Genomic DNA, 16,084 nt, shown 5'->3' with positions numbered 1-16,084 from the left:
GGACGCTGGCTAGCGCACTAAAATTTCTGCGCGTCAGATGCCTTTCGAGCAATCCGGCTTCGGTTCGCCCGGCAACTTGCCGTCGGGATGGCCGACGAGATCGGGATTGGCCGTGTAGAGCTGATCGATGACCAGCGGCCGGTCGGGCAGCACCGACTGGTCCTCCGTCGACATCAAGGTGGTGTCGATCTTTTGCAGGATCGCGCCATCGGCGCCCTTGATGCTGATGGCAATCGCATAGGGCTTGTTTTTGACGACGCAGGTCAGGGCCGGGCTCTCAAGGGTCACCTTGTCGAGCTTCGGCCAGACCTTCTGCTCGACCACCAAAGGCGCGCCGCCGGCGGGATCCTGGAAGCTGGCGACCGCCACCTGGCCGTCTCCCATCGGCTGCAGCGGCCGCAGCGTGACGACATAGGTCGCCCTGGCGAGACGGTAGTTGAAAACGAATATCTTGCCCGAAATCTCGAACAGCTTGCCTTCGTCGTTGCCGGTATCGCGGCAGGCACCGAGCGCAACGGCGGCAATCAGCGCAGCGCCGACAACGATCGAGCGGGAAAGACTTCTAAGCATCCTTAACCTCATTGGCCGCCATGCGGCGGCGACGATAATGACGACTTGCCTTCTGACGGTTGCCGCATACCGCCATATCGCACCAAAGACGGCTGGAATTGCGGCTTCTGTCGACGAACAGCCAGGTGCAGTTGGGACAGATCCTCAGCCTTGCGACGGTGTCGTCGCGCAGCAGCGACAGAGCGGAAACCGCCAGCGCCGCCTCGAAGGCGATCGGCGTCACGGGGTCGCCGAACGGCCTTCCCGGCGCCCCGATTTCGGTCTGGCTGCCAGCCAACCCCTCGGCGCAGGCGCTCAAAAACCCCGGCAGATCGGCGGTGGCCACCGTGCCTTTCGACACCGCGCCACGAAACAGCCGGTCCGTCGCCTCGCGGATCGACAGCACGACGGGCGCGATTGCCACGGGCGACGATACGGCCAGTTGTCGGTCGCCTAGCTCGGCGGCGCGAAAGCGGCTCGCCGCATCGGCAAAGCGGGCGATCTCGGCCGGATCATCGAAGCGGTCGAACGTTCTCTCCGGATCGCCGCGCAGCACGACGGTGTTCGTCGTGTCGAGCGCAAGCAGGCCGCCGGTGAAGCGGTGCGGGGTCCAGGATACTGTCATGCTCGAAATCTAACCGATAAATCGCATTTGACAAGTTAGATTCAGAGATGCAACCTCTGTAGGGATGCGGTTCCCCGCAGCCTTTTTGAACATGTCGTCGTCACGTCAGTTGCTTCTGGACGGCATGATCCGAGGGTTTTGCATGCTCTATTTCTTCCAGCAGGTGCTGAACGGGCTGCATTCGGGAGCGCTCTACGCGCTGCTGGCCTTCGGCTACGTGCTGACCAACGGCATCCTGCACCGCACCAATCTTGCCTATGGCGCGCTGTTTGCCTTTTGCGGCCAGACGATGATCCTCACCGCGGCCTTCGGCTATCAGGTGCTGTGGCTGACGCTGCTGGCTGCTGTGGCCCTCGGCGTCTTCGCGGCTTTCCTCTATGCCGCGCTGGTCAGCTACGTGCTGTCGCGCAGCGTCTTCGAACCGTTGGCCGACCGCTCGCCCAATGCAATCGTGGTGACGACGCTCGGCATCCTGCTTTTGTTGTCCGAGGCAAGCCGCATCGCCGCCGACACCCATGATCTGTGGCTGCCGCCGATGCTGGCGCAGCCCGTCATTTTCGCGCAGGACGCAACCTTCAAGGCAACGCTGACGCTCATCCAGCTCATCGACTGCACGGTGGTGCTTGTGGCAATCGTGCTGGCTGCGTGGGCATTCGCCCGCTCGAGCTTCGGCCGGCGCTGGCGCGCCGTCTCCGACGACCCAAAGGCGGCCGCCATGTGCGGTGTCGACGTGCGCGCGGTGTTCCGGCATGCCGTGCTGTTCGGCGGTTTCTGCGCCGCGCTGGCCGGCGTCATGGCCGGCCTCTATTACGGCAATGTCAGTTTCGGCTCGGGTCTCGTCTACGGCTTGAAGATCCTGTTCGTGACCGCGGTCGGCGGCTATCTCTCGCCGCCGCGCGCAGCGCTCGGAGCGGCCGCGTTCGGCATGGCCGAATCGCTGTGGGCCGGCTATTTCCCGGTCGAATGGCGCGACGCCTGGATGTATCTGTTCCTGGTCGCCATGCTGGTGCTGATCGGCGCCGGCCGCGACACCAGCAAGATCGCCTGAAACCATCAGACTTTGGTTGCATGACGCCGGGGCAAATCGCCAATATCCGGACCTGCCCTCCGATGCGATGACGTTTGCTGCCTCCATCCTTGTTGACCGGTCCGGCCACGCGCGGCATACCGTTGGACCACGCGGCGTGACGGACCTTAGGGGAAGCCGGCACGCCTCCGGCACAGGGAGGAATGCATGGCAGGGCTTCTCGCTCTATCCAGGACCATTGATCGCGTGAACGAATTCATCGGCAAATGGGTGTCGTGGCTGATCCTGCTGGCGATCCTGGTCAGCGCCGCCAACGCCATCATCCGCAAGATCTTCGACATATCCTCGAACGCCTGGCTCGAGCTGCAGTGGTATCTGTTCGGCGCCGCCTTCATGCTGGCTGCCGCCTATACGCTGAAGCAGAACGAACATATCCGCATCGACATCGTCTACGGCATGTTTTCGCGCCGCGTGCAGCACTGGATAGACCTGCTCGGCCACATCCTCTTCCTGATGCCGTTCGTGACGCTGATGGTGATCTATTTCGTTCCCTATGTGTCGCTGTCGTTTCGAAGCGGCGAGATGTCCAACAACTCCGGCGGACTGATCATCTGGCCGGCCAAGGCCATCCTGCTGGTCGGCTTTTTCCTGCTCGCTCTGCAGGGCATCTCCGAGATCATCAAGAAGATCGCCATCATGCGCGGCGACATGGACGACCCAAATCCGTTCATATCGGCACATGAGCAGGCCGAACTCGAGGCCAAGGCGCTGGCCGACGAGGTGCGCTCATGATGGAGTTGATCGCCCAGAACATGGCGCCGATCATGTTCGCTTCGCTGATCATCTTCCTGCTGATCGGCTACCCCGTCGCCTTTTCGCTGGCCGCCAACGGCTTGATGTTCTTCTTCATCGGCGTGCTTCTCTCGCCCTATTCCGGTGGATCGATCAATCTGGCCTGGCCGCTTCTGCACGCACTGCCGGATAATTTCTACGGCAGCCGGGTGATGTCGAACGACACGCTGCTTGCCATTCCGTTCTTCACCTTCATGGGCATCGTGCTTGAACGATCCGGCATGGCCGAAGATCTGCTCGACACGATCGGCCAGCTGTTCGGGCCGATCCGTGGCGGCCTTGCGTACGCGGTGATCTTCGTCGGCGCGCTGCTGGCGGCAACCACCGGTGTGGTGGCGGCATCCGTCATCGCCATGGGCCTGATCTCGCTGCCCATCATGCTGCGCTACGGCTATGACCGCCGGCTGGCATCCGGTGTCATCGCGGCATCCGGCACGCTCGCCCAGATCATCCCGCCGTCGCTGGTGCTGATCGTGCTGGCCGACCAACTCGGCCGCTCGGTCGGCGACATGTATGCGGGCGCGCTGATCCCGGGCCTGGTGCTGACCGGCCTCTACGCGCTCTACATCCTGATCATGTCGATCGTCCGGCCGGCGTCGGTGCCGGCACTGCCGCTGGAGGCCCGCACGCTCGGCCACGGCGTCGTGTCGCTGCTGGTGGCATTGTTGGTCACGTTTGCGGTTTCCTACGCAGCGTATCGGTATCTCGCGCCGGCGCATGGCGACAATGCCGACATTCTCGGCGCCACTGCAGGTGTGCTCTTCATCTACGTCGTGGCAATTGCGGACAAACGCCTGAACTTCAACATGATGTCCAGGCTGGCGCAGCAGGTGATCATCGTGCTGATCCCGCCACTGGCGCTGATCTTCCTGGTGCTCGGCACCATCTTCCTCGGCATCGCCACCCCGACGGAGGGCGGCGCCATGGGTTCTGTCGGTGCCTTGATCATGGCGGCGGCAAAGGGGCGGCTGTCGCTGGACGTGGTCAAGCAGGCCCTGACCTCGACGACGCGGCTGTCGTCCTTCGTCCTGTTCATCCTGATCGGTGCGCGGGTGTTCTCGCTCACCTTCTACGGCGTCAACGGCCATATCTGGGTCGAGCACCTGCTGACCTCGCTGCCGGGCGGCGAAGTCGGCTTCCTGATCGGCGTCAACATGCTGGTCTTCTTCCTGGCGTTCTTCCTCGACTTCTTCGAACTCGCCTTCATCATCGTGCCGCTGCTGGCGCCGGCCGCGGACAAGCTCGGTATCGACCTGATCTGGTTCGGCGTGCTTCTGGGCGTCAACATGCAGACCAGCTTCATGCACCCGCCCTTCGGCTTCGCGCTGTTCTACCTGCGCTCGGTCGCGGCGCGCGTGCCCTATCTCGATCGCATCACCGGCAAACAGATCGCACCCGTCACCACCGGGCAGATCTATTGGGGCGCGGTGCCCTTCGTCTGCATCCAGGTGATCATGATCGGGCTGACCATCGCCTTCCCGCAGATGGTGATGCATTACAAGGGCACGGTGGTCGATCCCGGCACGATCGACTACAAGGTGCCGGAAATACCCGGCCTGTCGCCGCTTGGCACACCGCCGGCCGGCGGCGGCACGGCGCCGGCGGCCCCTGCAGCCCCCGATCTGTCGCAACCACCGAGTTTCGGCGACACGCCGCCGGCCAAACCGGCGCCCCCGCAGCCGGACCTGTCGCAACCGCCAAGCTTCAACTGAACCCGGCAATGGCCAGGATCATGAAAGCTGTGCGACTGGAAGCGGTGGGCAGCATCGCCCTGCGCGAGGTCGACAAGCCCGACATCGGGCCGGATGAGCTTCTGGTGCGCGTTGAAGCCTGCGGCGTCTGCGGCACCGACCGGCATCTGTTCCATGGCGAATTCCCGTGCACGCCGCCGGTGACGCCCGGGCATGAATTCTCCGGCATCGTCGAGGCGGTCGGAGAATCCGTCTCCGGCTTTGCCGTTGGCGACCGCGTCACCGGCGACCCCAACATCGCCTGCGGGCGTTGCGCGCACTGTCATGCCGGGCGGGTCAACCTCTGCAGCAACCTGCGCGCCATCGGCATTCATCGCGATGGCGGCTTTGCCGAATATCTTGCCTTGCCGCACAAGCAGGCCTTCATCGTGCCTGCCGGCCTGAAGCCGACGCATGGTGCCTTCTGCGAACCGCTCGGCTGTTGCCTGCATGGCGTGGACCTGGCCGAAATCAGGCCAGGCAGTTCGGTGGCCGTGCTCGGCGGCGGCGTGATCGGCCTGCTCACCGTGCAGTTGGCGCGTCTGGCCGGTGCCACGACCATCATCTTGTCGACCAGGCAAGCCTCGCGGCGCGCGCTCGCCGAGGATCTCGGGGCCACGGCGACGGTCGATCCGACCGCCGCCGACGTCATCGACGCCGTCGCCGGGGCAACGGGCCTGGCGCCAGGCGGTGTCGACGTCGTCTTCGAATGCGCGGGCGTGCGGGAGACCGTCGAGCAGTCGATGCGGCTGGCCCGCGCCGGCGGCACGGTCGTCATCGTCGGCGTGACGCCGCAAGGCATGAAAGCGGAATTCGAGCCCTTCGACCTGCTGTTCCGGGAACTGAAAGTGCTCGGCTCCTTCCTCAATCCCTACACGCATCGCCGCGCCGCCGAACTCATTGCATCGGGCACAATCGAGATCGACCGGCTGATCTCCAGACAAGTGGACCTCGAAGACGCGGCAGCGGTGATCGCCAATCCGCCGGCGCCCGGCGAGGTCAAGGTGCTGGTGGTGCCGCACCCGGGCTGAGCGGCTGCGGCGTTTGCGCTGCCGCCATCGCCCTGCCGAAGCCTGAAATGAAAAACCCCGGGCGTTCGAGCCCGGGGTCTTTCGAGTGATGCAAAGAGCGGTCTACAGCTTGCCGTTGCGCTGCTGGACCATCATGAAGGTGTCGTAATTGTATTCGGCCACCTGCGCCCAGAGATAGTGCTCCTTGCGGAAGCCCTTGATCGATTCCCAAATCTTCTTGAACGGCGCGTTGGAGGCTTCCATTTCGGCATAGACCTCGTTGGCCTTCTCGAAGCAGGCGGCCATGATGTCCTGGCTGAATGGGCGCAGCTTCGCACCACCGGCCACCAGCCGCTTCACCGCTGCCGGGTTCAGATAATCGTACTTCTGCAGCATGTTGGCATCGGCAGCCTGGGCGGCGGTGCGCAGCAGTGACTTGTAAGCCGGCGAAAGCTCGTCGTATTTCGCCTTGTTGAACATCAGGTGGACGGTCGGACCGCCTTCCCACCAGCCGGGATAGTAGTAGTAGGGTGCGACCTTGTAGAAGCCGAGCTTCTCGTCGTCATACGGGCCGACCCATTCGGCGGCGTCGATGGTGCCTTTTTCCAGCGCCGGATAGATGTCGCCGCCGGCGATCTGCTGCGGCACGACGCCGAGCTTCTGCACCACCTTGCCGGCAAAGCCGCCGATGCGCATTTTGAGGCCGGACAGGTCGGCAACCGTGTTGATCTCTTTGCGGAACCAGCCACCCATCTGCACGCCGGTATTGCCGCCCGGCAGGCCGAAAAGGCCCTGCGTGGCGAGAAACTCGTTGAACAGGTCGATGCCGCCGCCATGGTAGTGCCAGGCGTTCATGCCGCGCGCGTTGAGCGAAAAGGGAACCGCCGCACCGAGCGCCCATGTCGGGTCCTTGCCCCAGTAATAATATGCCACCGTGTGGCAGGCCTCGACCGTGCCGGCCGTGGTGGCGTCGGCAGCCTGCAGACCGGGCACAAGCTCGCCGGCGGCAAAGACCTGGACCTGGAAGTTGCCATCAGTGGCTTCCGACAGCATCTTGGAGAACACCTCGGCGCCGCCATAGATGGTGTCGAGCGACTTCGGGAAGGAAGACGCCAGCCGCCACGTCACCTTGGGATTGGACTGGGCTATTGCCGGCGCCGCGAGCGTGGCCGCCGCCGCTGCAGCACTGACGCCGGTAACACCAGCCTTGCGAATGAATGAACGACGATCCATGAAGTTCCTCCCTTTTGGACCAGACAGACCGACGTTCGGAAATCCTCGATTCCCGTGCCGGTTGGCGCAAAACAATACACAGGCAAGAAGTCGAGTCCAGCGCGGCGGCCCGATTTGACGTCGAAGCCCAGCTGCCTTGCAACTATAGTCTAACAGGCCGTTTCGTGGCCCATGCGACACGTGAAACTTGCCATGGAAAAATATCGGCGGATCGCCTATTTTGGAGGCAGGATACCCTTTGCAGATGGAACACAGAGCCAAAATGCATCAGCCGCTCGTCGCCATATCGACCGACGTACGTCAGTTCGACAACTACACCTGGCATGCCGCCCCGCAGCAATATCTGGAGGCGGCGATTGCCGGTGCCGGCGTGTTCCCGGTGCTGGTGCCATCGTTCGGCGACAGGCTCGACTTCGATGAACTTCTGTCGTCGGTCGACGGGGTCATGGTCACCGGGTCGAAATCCAATGTGCACCCCTCGCTCTATGGCGGCGACGCCAGCGAAGCCAATGGTCCCTACGACACGGCGCGCGACGCCACCACGCTGCCGCTGATTCGCAGGGCGATAGAGCGCGGCGTACCGCTGCTCGCCATCTGCCGCGGTATCCAGGAGATGAACGTGGCGCTCGGTGGCACGCTAGGCACCGAGATCCAGGAGCGCGAGGGTTCGTTCGACCACCGCGCGCCGGTGAGCGACAATCAGGACGAGCGCTTCGCCATCCACCAGACCATTTCGATCAAGCCGGGCAGCTGCCTGGCCGGCGTGTTCGGTGCCGGCGACATCAAGGTCAACTCGTTGCACCGCCAGGCGATCGACCGGCTCGGCCCGAAACTGCAGATCGAGGCGGTCGCCGGCGACGGCACGGTCGAGGCGGTTTCGGTGCGTGACTCACGCGCCTTCGCCGTCGGCGTGCAATGGCATCCGGAATATTGGGTCAACTCGGACAGCAACTCGGTCAAGATTTTCCGTGCCTTCGGCGATGCCGTGCGGCTGCACGCCACGGCGAAAGCCGGTGCGCGCGCCGCTGCGGAATAATCAGTCCCTCAAACCACCGGTGGCTGCCAGCGATAGCAATGGCGCGGCCGGGGCGTAGGATTCGTAGCCGCCACCGTCAGCAACCGCGAAGGTGACGATCGGATCGACGCCATTGGCGCTGAAGGCGACCGTGCCGTCCTGTTCCTGCCGCCAGAACTTTGCCCGCTCGATGCCAGGCAGGAGCCGGCGGCAGTTCGGCCCCACCGTCAACAGCGACAGGTCATCCGAAACCGACGCGCCGCGCGTGACCGCGCAATTGCCTTGGTCGCCATTGGCCACCAGCCTGTAGCTGTTGGATGGCGCGACCGCATCGGCTGCACTTTCACCGTTGCCGGGATGAAACGGCTGGATGCCGCCAAACAGCGCGGCGGCAGCGATCACCATAGAAAGCGTTTTCATCATCTTCATCCACGCACACGGACAAGATCAAGAATGATTTCAGATGGTTAAACGGACGTCAATAAGTGTGGCAGCCTGCCGTTCCATCCAGACGGAAAGGCGCTTCACACTTTTCCTGGAATTGCTTTGGCCTTCACATTCACAGTCTCCGGCACCGGCGTCAGCGGACGACGTTCTGCGAACCAGGAGACCAGATTGTCGACGCACAGATCCGCCATGGCGCGGCGTGTATGGTCCGAGGCAGAGCCGACATGCGGCAACAGCGAGGTGTTGGGTGCGTCGAGCAGGGCCTTGGGCACGTTCGGCTCGTCGGCGAAGACATCGAGGCCCGCGGCGGCGATGGTGCCATTGGCGAGCGCTGCCGCTAGCGCTGTCTCGTCGACCGTGCTGCCGCGGCCGATGTTGACGAAGACGCCGTTGGCGCCGAGCGCCGACAGGATTTCGGCATTGACCGCCTTCTCCGTCGAGGCGCCGCCGGGCGCCACCGAAATCAGCGTGTCGACCGCTCCGGCAAGGCCCTTCAGCGTCGAATGGTACTGGTAGCTCAACCCCTCGACCCGGCGCCGGTTGTGGTAAGCGACGGGCAGGCCAAAAGCTTCCAGCCGCCTGGCAACCGCCTGGCCGATGCGGCCCATGCCGAAAATGCCGGCGCGGCGCCCGCGCAAGGTCAGCCGGCTCAGGGGATAGTTGCCCTTGCGCAGCCAGCTGCCGTCACGCAGCCAGGTCTCGGCGCGCGGCAGGTCGCGGATGGTGTTGATCAGCAGCCCGATGGTGGTGTCGGCAACCTCTTCGGTCAACACGTCCGGCGTGTTGGTGACCATGATGTTTTTCGCAGCCGCGTGGCCGACATCGACCGAATCATAACCGACGCCGAAGGAGGCGATGAGTTCGAGATTGGGCAATGCATCCATCATTGCCGCATTGATGCCGGCGAACGAGGCAATGCCACGCACGTTGCTGCGCATCTCGTCGGTGACCAGCGCCGGATCGGCTCGTTCGATCCTGACCGGGTTGAAGGTGTTGTCGATGCGCTTGACCGCATGATCGTTGAAATCGCCCGGCACCAGAATGCCGACGGTCTGCAATTGCTCGGTCTTGGTCATGCACGCTCCACCGGCTTGCCGGTCGACTGGCGCACATGCAGTTCCGGCTTGATCAATTCCTGCGACGGCCGCACCGTCTGCCCGTTCAACTTGTCCAGCAGCGCACTGGCGGCGCGGCGTCCAACCTCGCGCTGGCCGTTCCAGACGGTGGTCAGCGCAGGCGTCGCAATCGCCGCCTCTTCGAGATCGTCATAGCCGGTGACCGAGATGTCGACGCCCGGCACCAGGCCGGCACGCGCAATGCCGTTCATAAGGCCGATGGCGACAAGGTCGTTCCAGCAGCAGGCGGCCGTCGGCTTGTCCTTCAGCGCCAGGAACTGCCCGGCGGCCTCGAAGCCGGCTTGCTTGGTGCGCGGGCCGGCGATGCGCCAGGACGGCCTGACTTCAAGCCCGGCCGCCTCCATGGCGTTGACATAGCCCTGGTAGCGATCGCGGCCGGTCGAGGTCTGGTCGGTGCCGCCGATCATGGCGATGCGCTTGTGGCCGAGCGAGATCAGATGGTTGGTGGCGAGCCCGGTGCCATAGGCATCGTCGCCGCGAAAGACCGGCACGTCGGCGCCCTCGACCGTGCGGGCGATCAGCACCGCCGGGAGGCCGTTCTCCTCCGCCATCAGGATGTCGGAAGCCGGCGTGCCGATGGCCGGCGACATGATGACCCCGTCGGCACCGAGCTGCAGCAGCGTATCGATGAAGGTGCGCTGCTTCTCGAGTTGGTCATAGTGGTTGGACAGGATGAAGGTCTGGCGGCTGCGGTCAAGCTCGCTTTCGATCGAGCGCAGGATCTCGGCGAAGAACGGGTTCATGATGTCGTGGACGACGACACCGACAATGCCCGAACGCGAGGTGCGCAGGCTGGCGGCGCGCCGGTTGTAGATATAGCCGATGGCGCGGGCATGTTCCTTGATGCGGTCGCGGGTGGTGCCGGCGACCAGCGGGCTGTCGCGTAGCGCCAGTGACACCGTGGCCGTGGAGACGCCGAGCGCATCCGCGATCGTCGAAAGCTTGATTTTCTGTGCCAGCGACCTGTGCTCCCCGACCGGCTTCAGTCCTTATGCACGTCGTTGTCCCGAAACCGGTTCCCACTTTTGGGCGACATGCATTAAACAGTTTAAAGGCGGCGTTATGCCATCGATCGGCAGTAAATCAAAGTTTTTTTGCCAACGCCTCCGCTTCGACGTCGGAGGCCGCGCGGCTCTGCAGCCGAAGCCGATGCTCGCGATGAACGATGTAGAGGCCGCTGGCGACGATAATGGCGGCGCCGACCAATGTCCAACGGTCGGGAAACTGCTTGAAGACGATCCAGCCGGAAATGATCATCCACACCATCTGCGAATAGGGATAGGGCGCCAATGCGGTGGTCGTCGCCAGCCGGTAGGCCTGGACCAGCAGCCAGTGGCCGACACCGCCGAACACGCCAAGCATGAGCAGGACAAACCAGTGCCAGCCATCATGCGGCAGGGAGAACGAAAACGGCAGCAGGGGCAAAAGCAGCACCGCCGGCGCCAGTGCCGAGAACAGGATGAGGCTTTCCGACGTCTCGGTCGCCGACATGCGGCGCGTCATGATGACGTAGAAGCAGTTCGAGAGCATCGAGCCGAGCGCGAAGAGATGCCCGATGCCGAAGACGCCGACACCCGGCCGGGTGATGATCAGAACCCCGGCGAAAGCGGCAAGGATCGCCAGCCAGCGGCGCCAGCCGGCCCATTCGCCAAGCAGCGGGCCGGCAAGTGCAGTGATCACCATCGGCCCGAAGAAATAGATCGAGGTGGTTTCTGCCAGTTGCAGGGAGCGTAGCGCCAGGATGTTGAACATGGTCGAGCCGAACAGGAACAGACCGCGCAGGACATGGGCCGGCAGGTTGACCGGGCGAAACCGTACCGGTTGGCGCCAGCCGCGCAAAAGCGCGCCGACAAGCACCACATGCACGGCAAAGCGTACCCAGGCCACGATCAGTACGGATACGCCGGCCAGCACGAGATATTTGCTGCTGGTGTCGAGGAAGGTGAAGAAGATGTAGGTGGAAAGCATGCAGAGGATCGCCACCGGGGGCGTTGCGCTTTCTGGATGTCTTTGGGGAGCGCTCACTTGCAGGCCGGATGGGAAGCTGGGCTGGAGCCCACCTTTGCGGGAAATGCCGCTTGCCGGCAAGCCAATTGTCGGCTGCCACCGCGCCAAAGCCGGCTGGCACAACAACAGCGCCCGGCAGGCTTAGTCTTTTGGAGCGAAGGTGCATCGAAACCCCAATCAGGCCGGCATATTCAGCGCACCCTAGTCGTGCATGCGGGCGCCCTTGGTGATCTTGTCGACCACCTTCTTCTCGGCGCGAAGCGCGATACCGACCACCCTGGCGTCTTCAGGTGCGAATTCGGCAAAGACCGCACGGTTGGCAGCGTCGTGGCCGGTCGCGAACATCTCCTCGACATAGAGCGAGGTCGTCACGCCACGCTCCAGCGTGCGCTGGTGGATTGTGGCCAGCGTCGCCTGGTCGGCGGACAGCACGATGACCGGCTGGATCGACAGCGGATTGTAGAGATTGCCTGCGCGGTCGCGGTAGGGTTCGCCGATGATGTCCGGGAACTGGGCGACGATGCCGCTGGTCAGGAAGGCGGTGACGTTGAGTTTCTGCCAGACCGGCAGATCGTGCCTGAGCACGATTGCAAATTTCGTGTCGAACATGAGACATTGACCATTCGAGCTGTGCCCCAACGCGAGGCTGAAGGAGAAGATGTCGCACGATCTAAACAGCCAGGCCTTCGAGGGTCTTGGACGTTTGTGCGTTGACGCGGCGGAGAACTGCATCATTTCCGCCTCCGACCCTGCCGGCATGGAGCGGATCGAGGCGCGGTTCCATGGCAGCGCCTTCGACCTGCACCGCCACGACACCTATGCGATCGGGGTGACGCTGCATGGCGTGCAGCGGTTTCGCTACCTCGGCGCGACGCGCCACAGCCTGCCTGGCCAGGTCATCGTGCTGCATCCCGACGAATTGCATGACGGGGGTGCCGGCACCGAGGACGGATTGCGCTACAGGATGCTCTACCTGGAACCCTCGTTGATGCTCGACTGCCTTGGCGGCGCGTCTTTGCCCTTTGTCAGGGACGGCGTGCTGACGGACGACAGCTTCTGCACGACGCTGCTTTCGGCGCTGGGACCGCTGGAGGAGGAACTCGACGAGCTGTTCGTTGCCGACTTCCTCGCTCAGCTGATGCAAAGCCTGACCCGGCATGCCGGCCAGCCGGCGAAGCCAATGGCCAGAACGGCATGGCGAGCAGCTACGCTGGCGCGCGACTATCTCGCGGAGAATTTCGGCCGCCCGGTGCGTTCGGGTGAGTTGGAGGCGATCACAGGGCTCGACCGCTATGCCTTGTCACGGCATTTCCGGGCCGCCTTCTGCACCAGCCCGCATCGCTTCCTGGTGATGCGCCGGCTTCAGAGCGCGCGGCGGATGATCGCCGCCGGCGAGCCCCTGGCGCAGATCGCCATTGAGGCCGGCTTCAGCGACCAAAGCCATTTCATTAGGCAATTCAAGAAGGCGTTCGGCATGACGCCGGGGCGCTGGTCCTCGCTGATCCAGGGCGCTGCGGCTGAGGCCGCTTGATTGCTGCGCCGGGATCAGCGATCAGTCGTCCGTCTCGGCGTCGTCGTCGATCAACACCAATTCCTCGTTCGAGAGGTTGGCCTCGATGCGGGCAAGCAGCTTGAACAGCGCTTTCTGGTCCTTCTTGTCGAGGCCCTTCAGCGCCTGCTTTTCGGTCTTCTTCACCGATTTCTCGATAGCGTGGATGATGTCTCGGCCCGTGTCGGTGAGGAAAATATGGGCCTGGCGAGCATCGGCCGACGAGGCGCGCTTTTCCAGAAAGCCCTGCGCCTGCAGGCGGTTGATGGTCTTGGTGATGGTCGGCGGGCGCACGCCGAGGCGTCCGGCGAGATTGCCCGGCGTCTGGCCGTCTTCACGATCGAGCGCCAGCATGATCTGGTCCTGGCCGGCATAGAAGCCGTGTGCCAGAAGCCGCGCCGCGAGCGCGGTTCTTGCCAGCCTTGCCGCCGAATGCAGCCGGCTCATTGTTGCAGTTTTGTCCGCCTTGGCCATGGTCATCCCTCTTCGGCCGTACCGGTGCGGTCAGCATAGACGCAGCCGGCCGGTTGGCAATCGACGATCAAAAAGATTCCGGCGCTCCAAACAGCTTTGCCGGCAAGCATTGCGGTGTCCGCCGTGGCTAATGCCAGATGTTTATTTCAGTTAGATGACAAACGACTTTTCGCGACCGGAGTTTTCGCCGCGGGGGCACATGCGTGAGGGATGTCGCTCAACCGGGCTTCACCGCGACGATCATCAGCGCCTGATAGGCATCCTCCACCTCGCGCAGTGCGGCCTGCGACAACGGTCCGGCCTGCCTGGCGATGCCGTCGCTGGCGTTCGAGGTGTCGCGCTTGCCGGGCCGGTCATTGTATGGCGCGACAGCGGTGAATATCTGCTCGCTGAGACTGTCGGGGAAGAACAACTGGCCGGTCATCACCGAATTGTCGTCGGGGAACACCTTGAAGTGGATATGGGTGGTGCGGCCGCGATACCAGCCGGGATAGATGGTGGCGAAGGTAACGATGCCGCTCGCATCGGTCTTCTGCCAACCACGCAGGAAGGTCTGGCCCGACGTGTCGACATCGCGGCCGTCACCTTGTCCCGGGTAGCCCGAATAGGCACCTTGCGCATCGCAATGCCAGATGTCGACGCGGGCGCCGGCAAGCGGGCGGCAGGTCGCGTCGACAACCTGGAGCCTTACGGTGAGGGCAACGCCCTTCTTGCCTTCAGTGACGTCGGCACGTTCGAGTTTCGGGTCGAAATAGAATGGCCCTTCGGTCACCTCGGGTGTGATGGCGCAGACGCCGGCGCCGGATTGGAACAGGGTCAGCCCGGCATAGGACCAGGACTGGGCGGCGGAAGACTGGGCGGCGATTGCCGCGGCCGGCAGGAAGGCACCACCGCCGGCAGTCACCGCGATCAAGCCGAGCGCCTTGCGCCGGCTCAATGACAAGGAGAATGGTTTGCCGGACATATCGCGCCTCTCGAATTGGCCTGCCGTATGCTGATCTAGGCTGTGACAGCGGCTCCCGCCGGTGAAAAACCGGCAATGGCGGCAAGCCGGTTTGGCCCATCGGTTTGCCTCGTGCAAAATCCCGGCACACGTCCTATATGGAGCCAACAATCCCTTTTCGAGGCTTTTTTCAAGGCCCAGATTTTTCCGAGGCAAGTCATGAGCGACGCACAGACGCAGATCCCCGTAACCGTTCTCACCGGCTATCTCGGCGCCGGCAAGACGACGCTGCTCAACCGCATCCTGTCAGAAAGCCACGGCAAGCGTTACGCCGTCATCGTCAATGAGTTCGGCGAAATCGGCATCGACAACGAACTGATCGTGGAATCCGACGAGGAAATCTACGAAATGAACAATGGCTGCGTCTGCTGCACGGTGCGCGGCGACCTGATCCGCGTCGTTGAAGGCCTGATGCGCCGGCCCGGCCGTTTCGACGCCATCGTGGTCGAGACCACCGGCCTCGCCGATCCGGTGCCGGTGGCGCAGACCTTCTTCATGGACGACGACGTGCGCTCCAAGACCAGGCTCGACGCGGTGGTGGCGCTGGTCGATGCCAAGCATCTGCCGCTGCGGCTCAAGGATTCCAGAGAAGCCGAGGACCAGATCGCCTTCGCCGACGTCGTCGTGCTCAACAAGACCGACCTCGTCACCCCCGAAGAGCTCGCCAAGGTCGAAGCGACGATCCGTGCCATCAATCCAGCGGCGAAGATCCATCGCACGACGCGCGCCGGCGTCGCCTTGTCGGAAGTGCTCGACCGCGGCGCCTTCGACCTTTCAAGGGCGCTGGAAAACGATCCGCATTTCCTCAAGGCGCATGACGATCACGATCATCACGACCACGACCACGACCATCATGACCATGACGGGCACGATCACCATGATCATGACGGGCATGACCACCATCACGCGCATCCTTCCGACATCCATGACGTGACGGTGCAGTCGGTGTCGCTGCGCGGCGGCGAGATGGACCCGAAGAAGTTCTTCCCGTGGATCGAGAAGATCACCCAGATGGAAGGCCCCAACATCCTGCGCCTGAAGGGCATCATCGCGCTCAAGGGCGATGACGAGCGCTACGTCATCCAGGGCGTGCACATGATCATCGAGGGTGACCACCAGCGCGCCTGGAAAGACGGCGAGAAACATGAGAGTCGGCTGGTCTTCATCGGCCGCCAACTCGACGCAGAGCGGCTGAAGAAGAGTTTTGACGCCTGCCAGGCTGCCTGATTTCCCAATCAGTTTCTGGCGCTAGCGCTGGCCTTCCTTCGCCCCTTGTGGGAGAAGGTGGCCGAGCGAAGCTCGGGCGGATGAGGGGTGTTCCAGCTTGGCAAACCGCAATCTGTCCAGCACCCCAACCGTCTTGGCGCTGCGCCAATCCACCTTCTCCCACAAGGGGAGAAGGAAACGAGCGCGGTCGCCCGTGATTG

The 16,084-nt window shown here is 63.5% G+C and carries 17 protein-coding genes; 7 read left to right on the top strand and 10 right to left on the bottom strand.

Going from position 1 to position 16,084, the window contains the following annotated elements:
- Window positions 1-33 precede the first annotated feature (33 nt).
- On the bottom strand, window positions 34-570 hold the full coding sequence (locus AC1DZU_RS03025; RefSeq protein ID WP_095082973.1) for a hypothetical protein: 537 nt from the start codon (window positions 568-570) through the stop codon (window positions 34-36).
- Complete coding sequence (locus AC1DZU_RS03020) at window positions 563-1,174, bottom strand: CGNR zinc finger domain-containing protein (protein ID WP_477281592.1); 612 nt, start codon at window positions 1,172-1,174, stop codon at window positions 563-565. The genes AC1DZU_RS03025 and AC1DZU_RS03020 overlap by 8 nt, the downstream gene beginning before the upstream one ends.
- 142 nt (window positions 1,175-1,316) lie before the next feature.
- Between AC1DZU_RS03020 and AC1DZU_RS03015 the strand changes: the two genes are divergently transcribed.
- The 4 genes from AC1DZU_RS03015 to AC1DZU_RS03000 all read left to right on the top strand — a co-directional run bounded on the left by AC1DZU_RS03015 (window position 1,317) and on the right by AC1DZU_RS03000 (window position 5,814).
- A complete protein-coding gene (locus AC1DZU_RS03015; RefSeq protein WP_477281590.1) occupies window positions 1,317-2,222 on the top strand; it encodes a branched-chain amino acid ABC transporter permease in 906 nt (301 codons plus the stop codon).
- A 186-nt stretch (window positions 2,223-2,408) separates the two neighbouring features.
- Window positions 2,409-2,993, top strand: a complete 585-nt coding sequence (locus tag AC1DZU_RS03010) for a TRAP transporter small permease subunit (protein WP_477281588.1) — start codon at window positions 2,409-2,411, stop codon at window positions 2,991-2,993.
- Window positions 2,990-4,765 carry a TRAP transporter large permease gene (locus AC1DZU_RS03005; RefSeq protein WP_477281586.1) on the top strand — a complete coding sequence of 592 codons (1,776 nt, stop codon included), beginning with the start codon at window positions 2,990-2,992 and terminating at the stop codon, window positions 4,763-4,765. The genes AC1DZU_RS03010 and AC1DZU_RS03005 overlap by 4 nt, the downstream gene beginning before the upstream one ends.
- A 20-nt stretch (window positions 4,766-4,785) precedes the next feature.
- Window positions 4,786-5,814 (top strand): zinc-dependent alcohol dehydrogenase family protein, encoded by a 1,029-nt coding sequence (locus AC1DZU_RS03000; RefSeq protein ID WP_477281584.1) that lies wholly within the window; start codon window positions 4,786-4,788, stop codon window positions 5,812-5,814.
- 102 nt (window positions 5,815-5,916) lie between these two features.
- Here AC1DZU_RS03000 and AC1DZU_RS02995 read toward each other — a convergent pair whose 3' ends face one another.
- Window positions 5,917-7,026, bottom strand: a complete 1,110-nt coding sequence (locus AC1DZU_RS02995; protein ID WP_477281582.1) for a TRAP transporter substrate-binding protein — start codon at window positions 7,024-7,026, stop codon at window positions 5,917-5,919.
- 262 nt (window positions 7,027-7,288) lie between these two features.
- Between AC1DZU_RS02995 and AC1DZU_RS02990 the strand changes: the two genes are divergently transcribed.
- Window positions 7,289-8,062, top strand: a complete 774-nt coding sequence (locus AC1DZU_RS02990) for a gamma-glutamyl-gamma-aminobutyrate hydrolase family protein (RefSeq protein WP_477281580.1) — start codon at window positions 7,289-7,291, stop codon at window positions 8,060-8,062.
- On the opposite strand, the gene AC1DZU_RS02985 is transcribed toward AC1DZU_RS02990, so the two are convergent.
- The 5 genes from AC1DZU_RS02985 to AC1DZU_RS02965 all read right to left on the bottom strand — a co-directional run bounded on the left by AC1DZU_RS02985 (window position 8,063) and on the right by AC1DZU_RS02965 (window position 12,240).
- On the bottom strand, window positions 8,063-8,461 hold the full coding sequence (locus AC1DZU_RS02985; RefSeq protein ID WP_477281578.1) for a hypothetical protein: 399 nt from the start codon (window positions 8,459-8,461) through the stop codon (window positions 8,063-8,065). It abuts the gene before it with no gap.
- Between the two features lie 104 nt (window positions 8,462-8,565).
- Complete coding sequence (locus AC1DZU_RS02980) at window positions 8,566-9,564, bottom strand: 2-hydroxyacid dehydrogenase (RefSeq protein WP_477281576.1); 999 nt, start codon at window positions 9,562-9,564, stop codon at window positions 8,566-8,568.
- Complete coding sequence (locus tag AC1DZU_RS02975) at window positions 9,561-10,583, bottom strand: LacI family DNA-binding transcriptional regulator (RefSeq protein WP_184873355.1); 1,023 nt, start codon at window positions 10,581-10,583, stop codon at window positions 9,561-9,563. The genes AC1DZU_RS02980 and AC1DZU_RS02975 overlap by 4 nt, the downstream gene beginning before the upstream one ends.
- A gap of 124 nt (window positions 10,584-10,707) precedes the next feature.
- On the bottom strand, window positions 10,708-11,592 hold the full coding sequence (locus AC1DZU_RS02970; RefSeq protein WP_477281574.1) for a DMT family transporter: 885 nt from the start codon (window positions 11,590-11,592) through the stop codon (window positions 10,708-10,710).
- A 240-nt stretch (window positions 11,593-11,832) separates the two neighbouring features.
- Window positions 11,833-12,240, bottom strand: a complete 408-nt coding sequence (locus AC1DZU_RS02965; RefSeq protein ID WP_477281572.1) for a DUF2000 family protein — start codon at window positions 12,238-12,240, stop codon at window positions 11,833-11,835.
- A gap of 49 nt (window positions 12,241-12,289) precedes the next feature.
- Here AC1DZU_RS02965 and AC1DZU_RS02960 point away from each other — a divergent pair, with 49 nt between their 5' ends.
- A complete protein-coding gene (locus AC1DZU_RS02960; RefSeq protein WP_477281570.1) occupies window positions 12,290-13,162 on the top strand; it encodes an AraC family transcriptional regulator in 873 nt (290 codons plus the stop codon).
- Window positions 13,163-13,183: 21 nt separating this feature from the next.
- Here the strand turns inward: AC1DZU_RS02960 and AC1DZU_RS02955 are convergent, their stop codons facing one another.
- Window positions 13,184-13,654: a MarR family winged helix-turn-helix transcriptional regulator gene (locus AC1DZU_RS02955; protein ID WP_095084311.1), complete on the bottom strand. Its 471-nt coding sequence runs from the start codon at window positions 13,652-13,654 to the stop codon at window positions 13,184-13,186.
- Window positions 13,655-13,871: 217 nt separating this feature from the next.
- Entirely contained in the window at window positions 13,872-14,618 is a 747-nt protein-coding gene (locus AC1DZU_RS02950; protein WP_477281568.1) for an intradiol ring-cleavage dioxygenase, read from the bottom strand.
- Window positions 14,619-14,816: 198 nt separating this feature from the next.
- Between AC1DZU_RS02950 and AC1DZU_RS02945 the strand changes: the two genes are divergently transcribed.
- Complete coding sequence (locus tag AC1DZU_RS02945) at window positions 14,817-15,884, top strand: CobW family GTP-binding protein (RefSeq protein WP_477281566.1); 1,068 nt, start codon at window positions 14,817-14,819, stop codon at window positions 15,882-15,884.
- Window positions 15,885-16,084: the final 200 nt, after the last annotated feature.

It is taken from the genome of Mesorhizobium sp. P2_A12, assembly GCF_056405075.1.
Note: the sequence above shows the minus strand (reverse complement) of the source record. Positions and strands in the feature narration are given on the sequence as shown.

What these genes read in the sequence shown, in the direction of transcription:
- AC1DZU_RS02990 (WP_477281580.1), top strand. Translation starts at nt 7,289, where the DNA reads ATGCATCAGCCGCTCGTCGCCATATCGACCGACGTACGTCAGTTCGAC.
- AC1DZU_RS02945 (WP_477281566.1), top strand. Translation starts at nt 14,817, where the DNA reads ATGAGCGACGCACAGACGCAGATCCCCGTAACCGTTCTCACCGGCTAT.
- AC1DZU_RS02965 (WP_477281572.1), bottom strand. Translation starts at nt 12,240, where the DNA reads ATGTTCGACACGAAATTTGCAATCGTGCTCAGGCACGATCTGCCGGTC.
- AC1DZU_RS02950 (WP_477281568.1), bottom strand. Translation starts at nt 14,618, where the DNA reads ATGTCCGGCAAACCATTCTCCTTGTCATTGAGCCGGCGCAAGGCGCTC.
- AC1DZU_RS03010 (WP_477281588.1), top strand. Translation starts at nt 2,409, where the DNA reads ATGGCAGGGCTTCTCGCTCTATCCAGGACCATTGATCGCGTGAACGAA.
- AC1DZU_RS03015 (WP_477281590.1), top strand. Translation starts at nt 1,317, where the DNA reads ATGCTCTATTTCTTCCAGCAGGTGCTGAACGGGCTGCATTCGGGAGCG.
- AC1DZU_RS02995 (WP_477281582.1), bottom strand. Translation starts at nt 7,026, where the DNA reads ATGGATCGTCGTTCATTCATTCGCAAGGCTGGTGTTACCGGCGTCAGT.
- AC1DZU_RS03000 (WP_477281584.1), top strand. Translation starts at nt 4,786, where the DNA reads ATGAAAGCTGTGCGACTGGAAGCGGTGGGCAGCATCGCCCTGCGCGAG.
- AC1DZU_RS02980 (WP_477281576.1), bottom strand. Translation starts at nt 9,564, where the DNA reads ATGACCAAGACCGAGCAATTGCAGACCGTCGGCATTCTGGTGCCGGGC.
- AC1DZU_RS02960 (WP_477281570.1), top strand. Translation starts at nt 12,290, where the DNA reads ATGTCGCACGATCTAAACAGCCAGGCCTTCGAGGGTCTTGGACGTTTG.
- AC1DZU_RS02985 (WP_477281578.1), bottom strand. Translation starts at nt 8,461, where the DNA reads ATGAAAACGCTTTCTATGGTGATCGCTGCCGCCGCGCTGTTTGGCGGC.
- AC1DZU_RS03005 (WP_477281586.1), top strand. Translation starts at nt 2,990, where the DNA reads ATGATGGAGTTGATCGCCCAGAACATGGCGCCGATCATGTTCGCTTCG.
- AC1DZU_RS02970 (WP_477281574.1), bottom strand. Translation starts at nt 11,592, where the DNA reads ATGCTTTCCACCTACATCTTCTTCACCTTCCTCGACACCAGCAGCAAA.
- AC1DZU_RS02955 (WP_095084311.1), bottom strand. Translation starts at nt 13,654, where the DNA reads ATGGCCAAGGCGGACAAAACTGCAACAATGAGCCGGCTGCATTCGGCG.
- AC1DZU_RS03020 (WP_477281592.1), bottom strand. Translation starts at nt 1,174, where the DNA reads ATGACAGTATCCTGGACCCCGCACCGCTTCACCGGCGGCCTGCTTGCG.
- AC1DZU_RS03025 (WP_095082973.1), bottom strand. Translation starts at nt 570, where the DNA reads ATGCTTAGAAGTCTTTCCCGCTCGATCGTTGTCGGCGCTGCGCTGATT.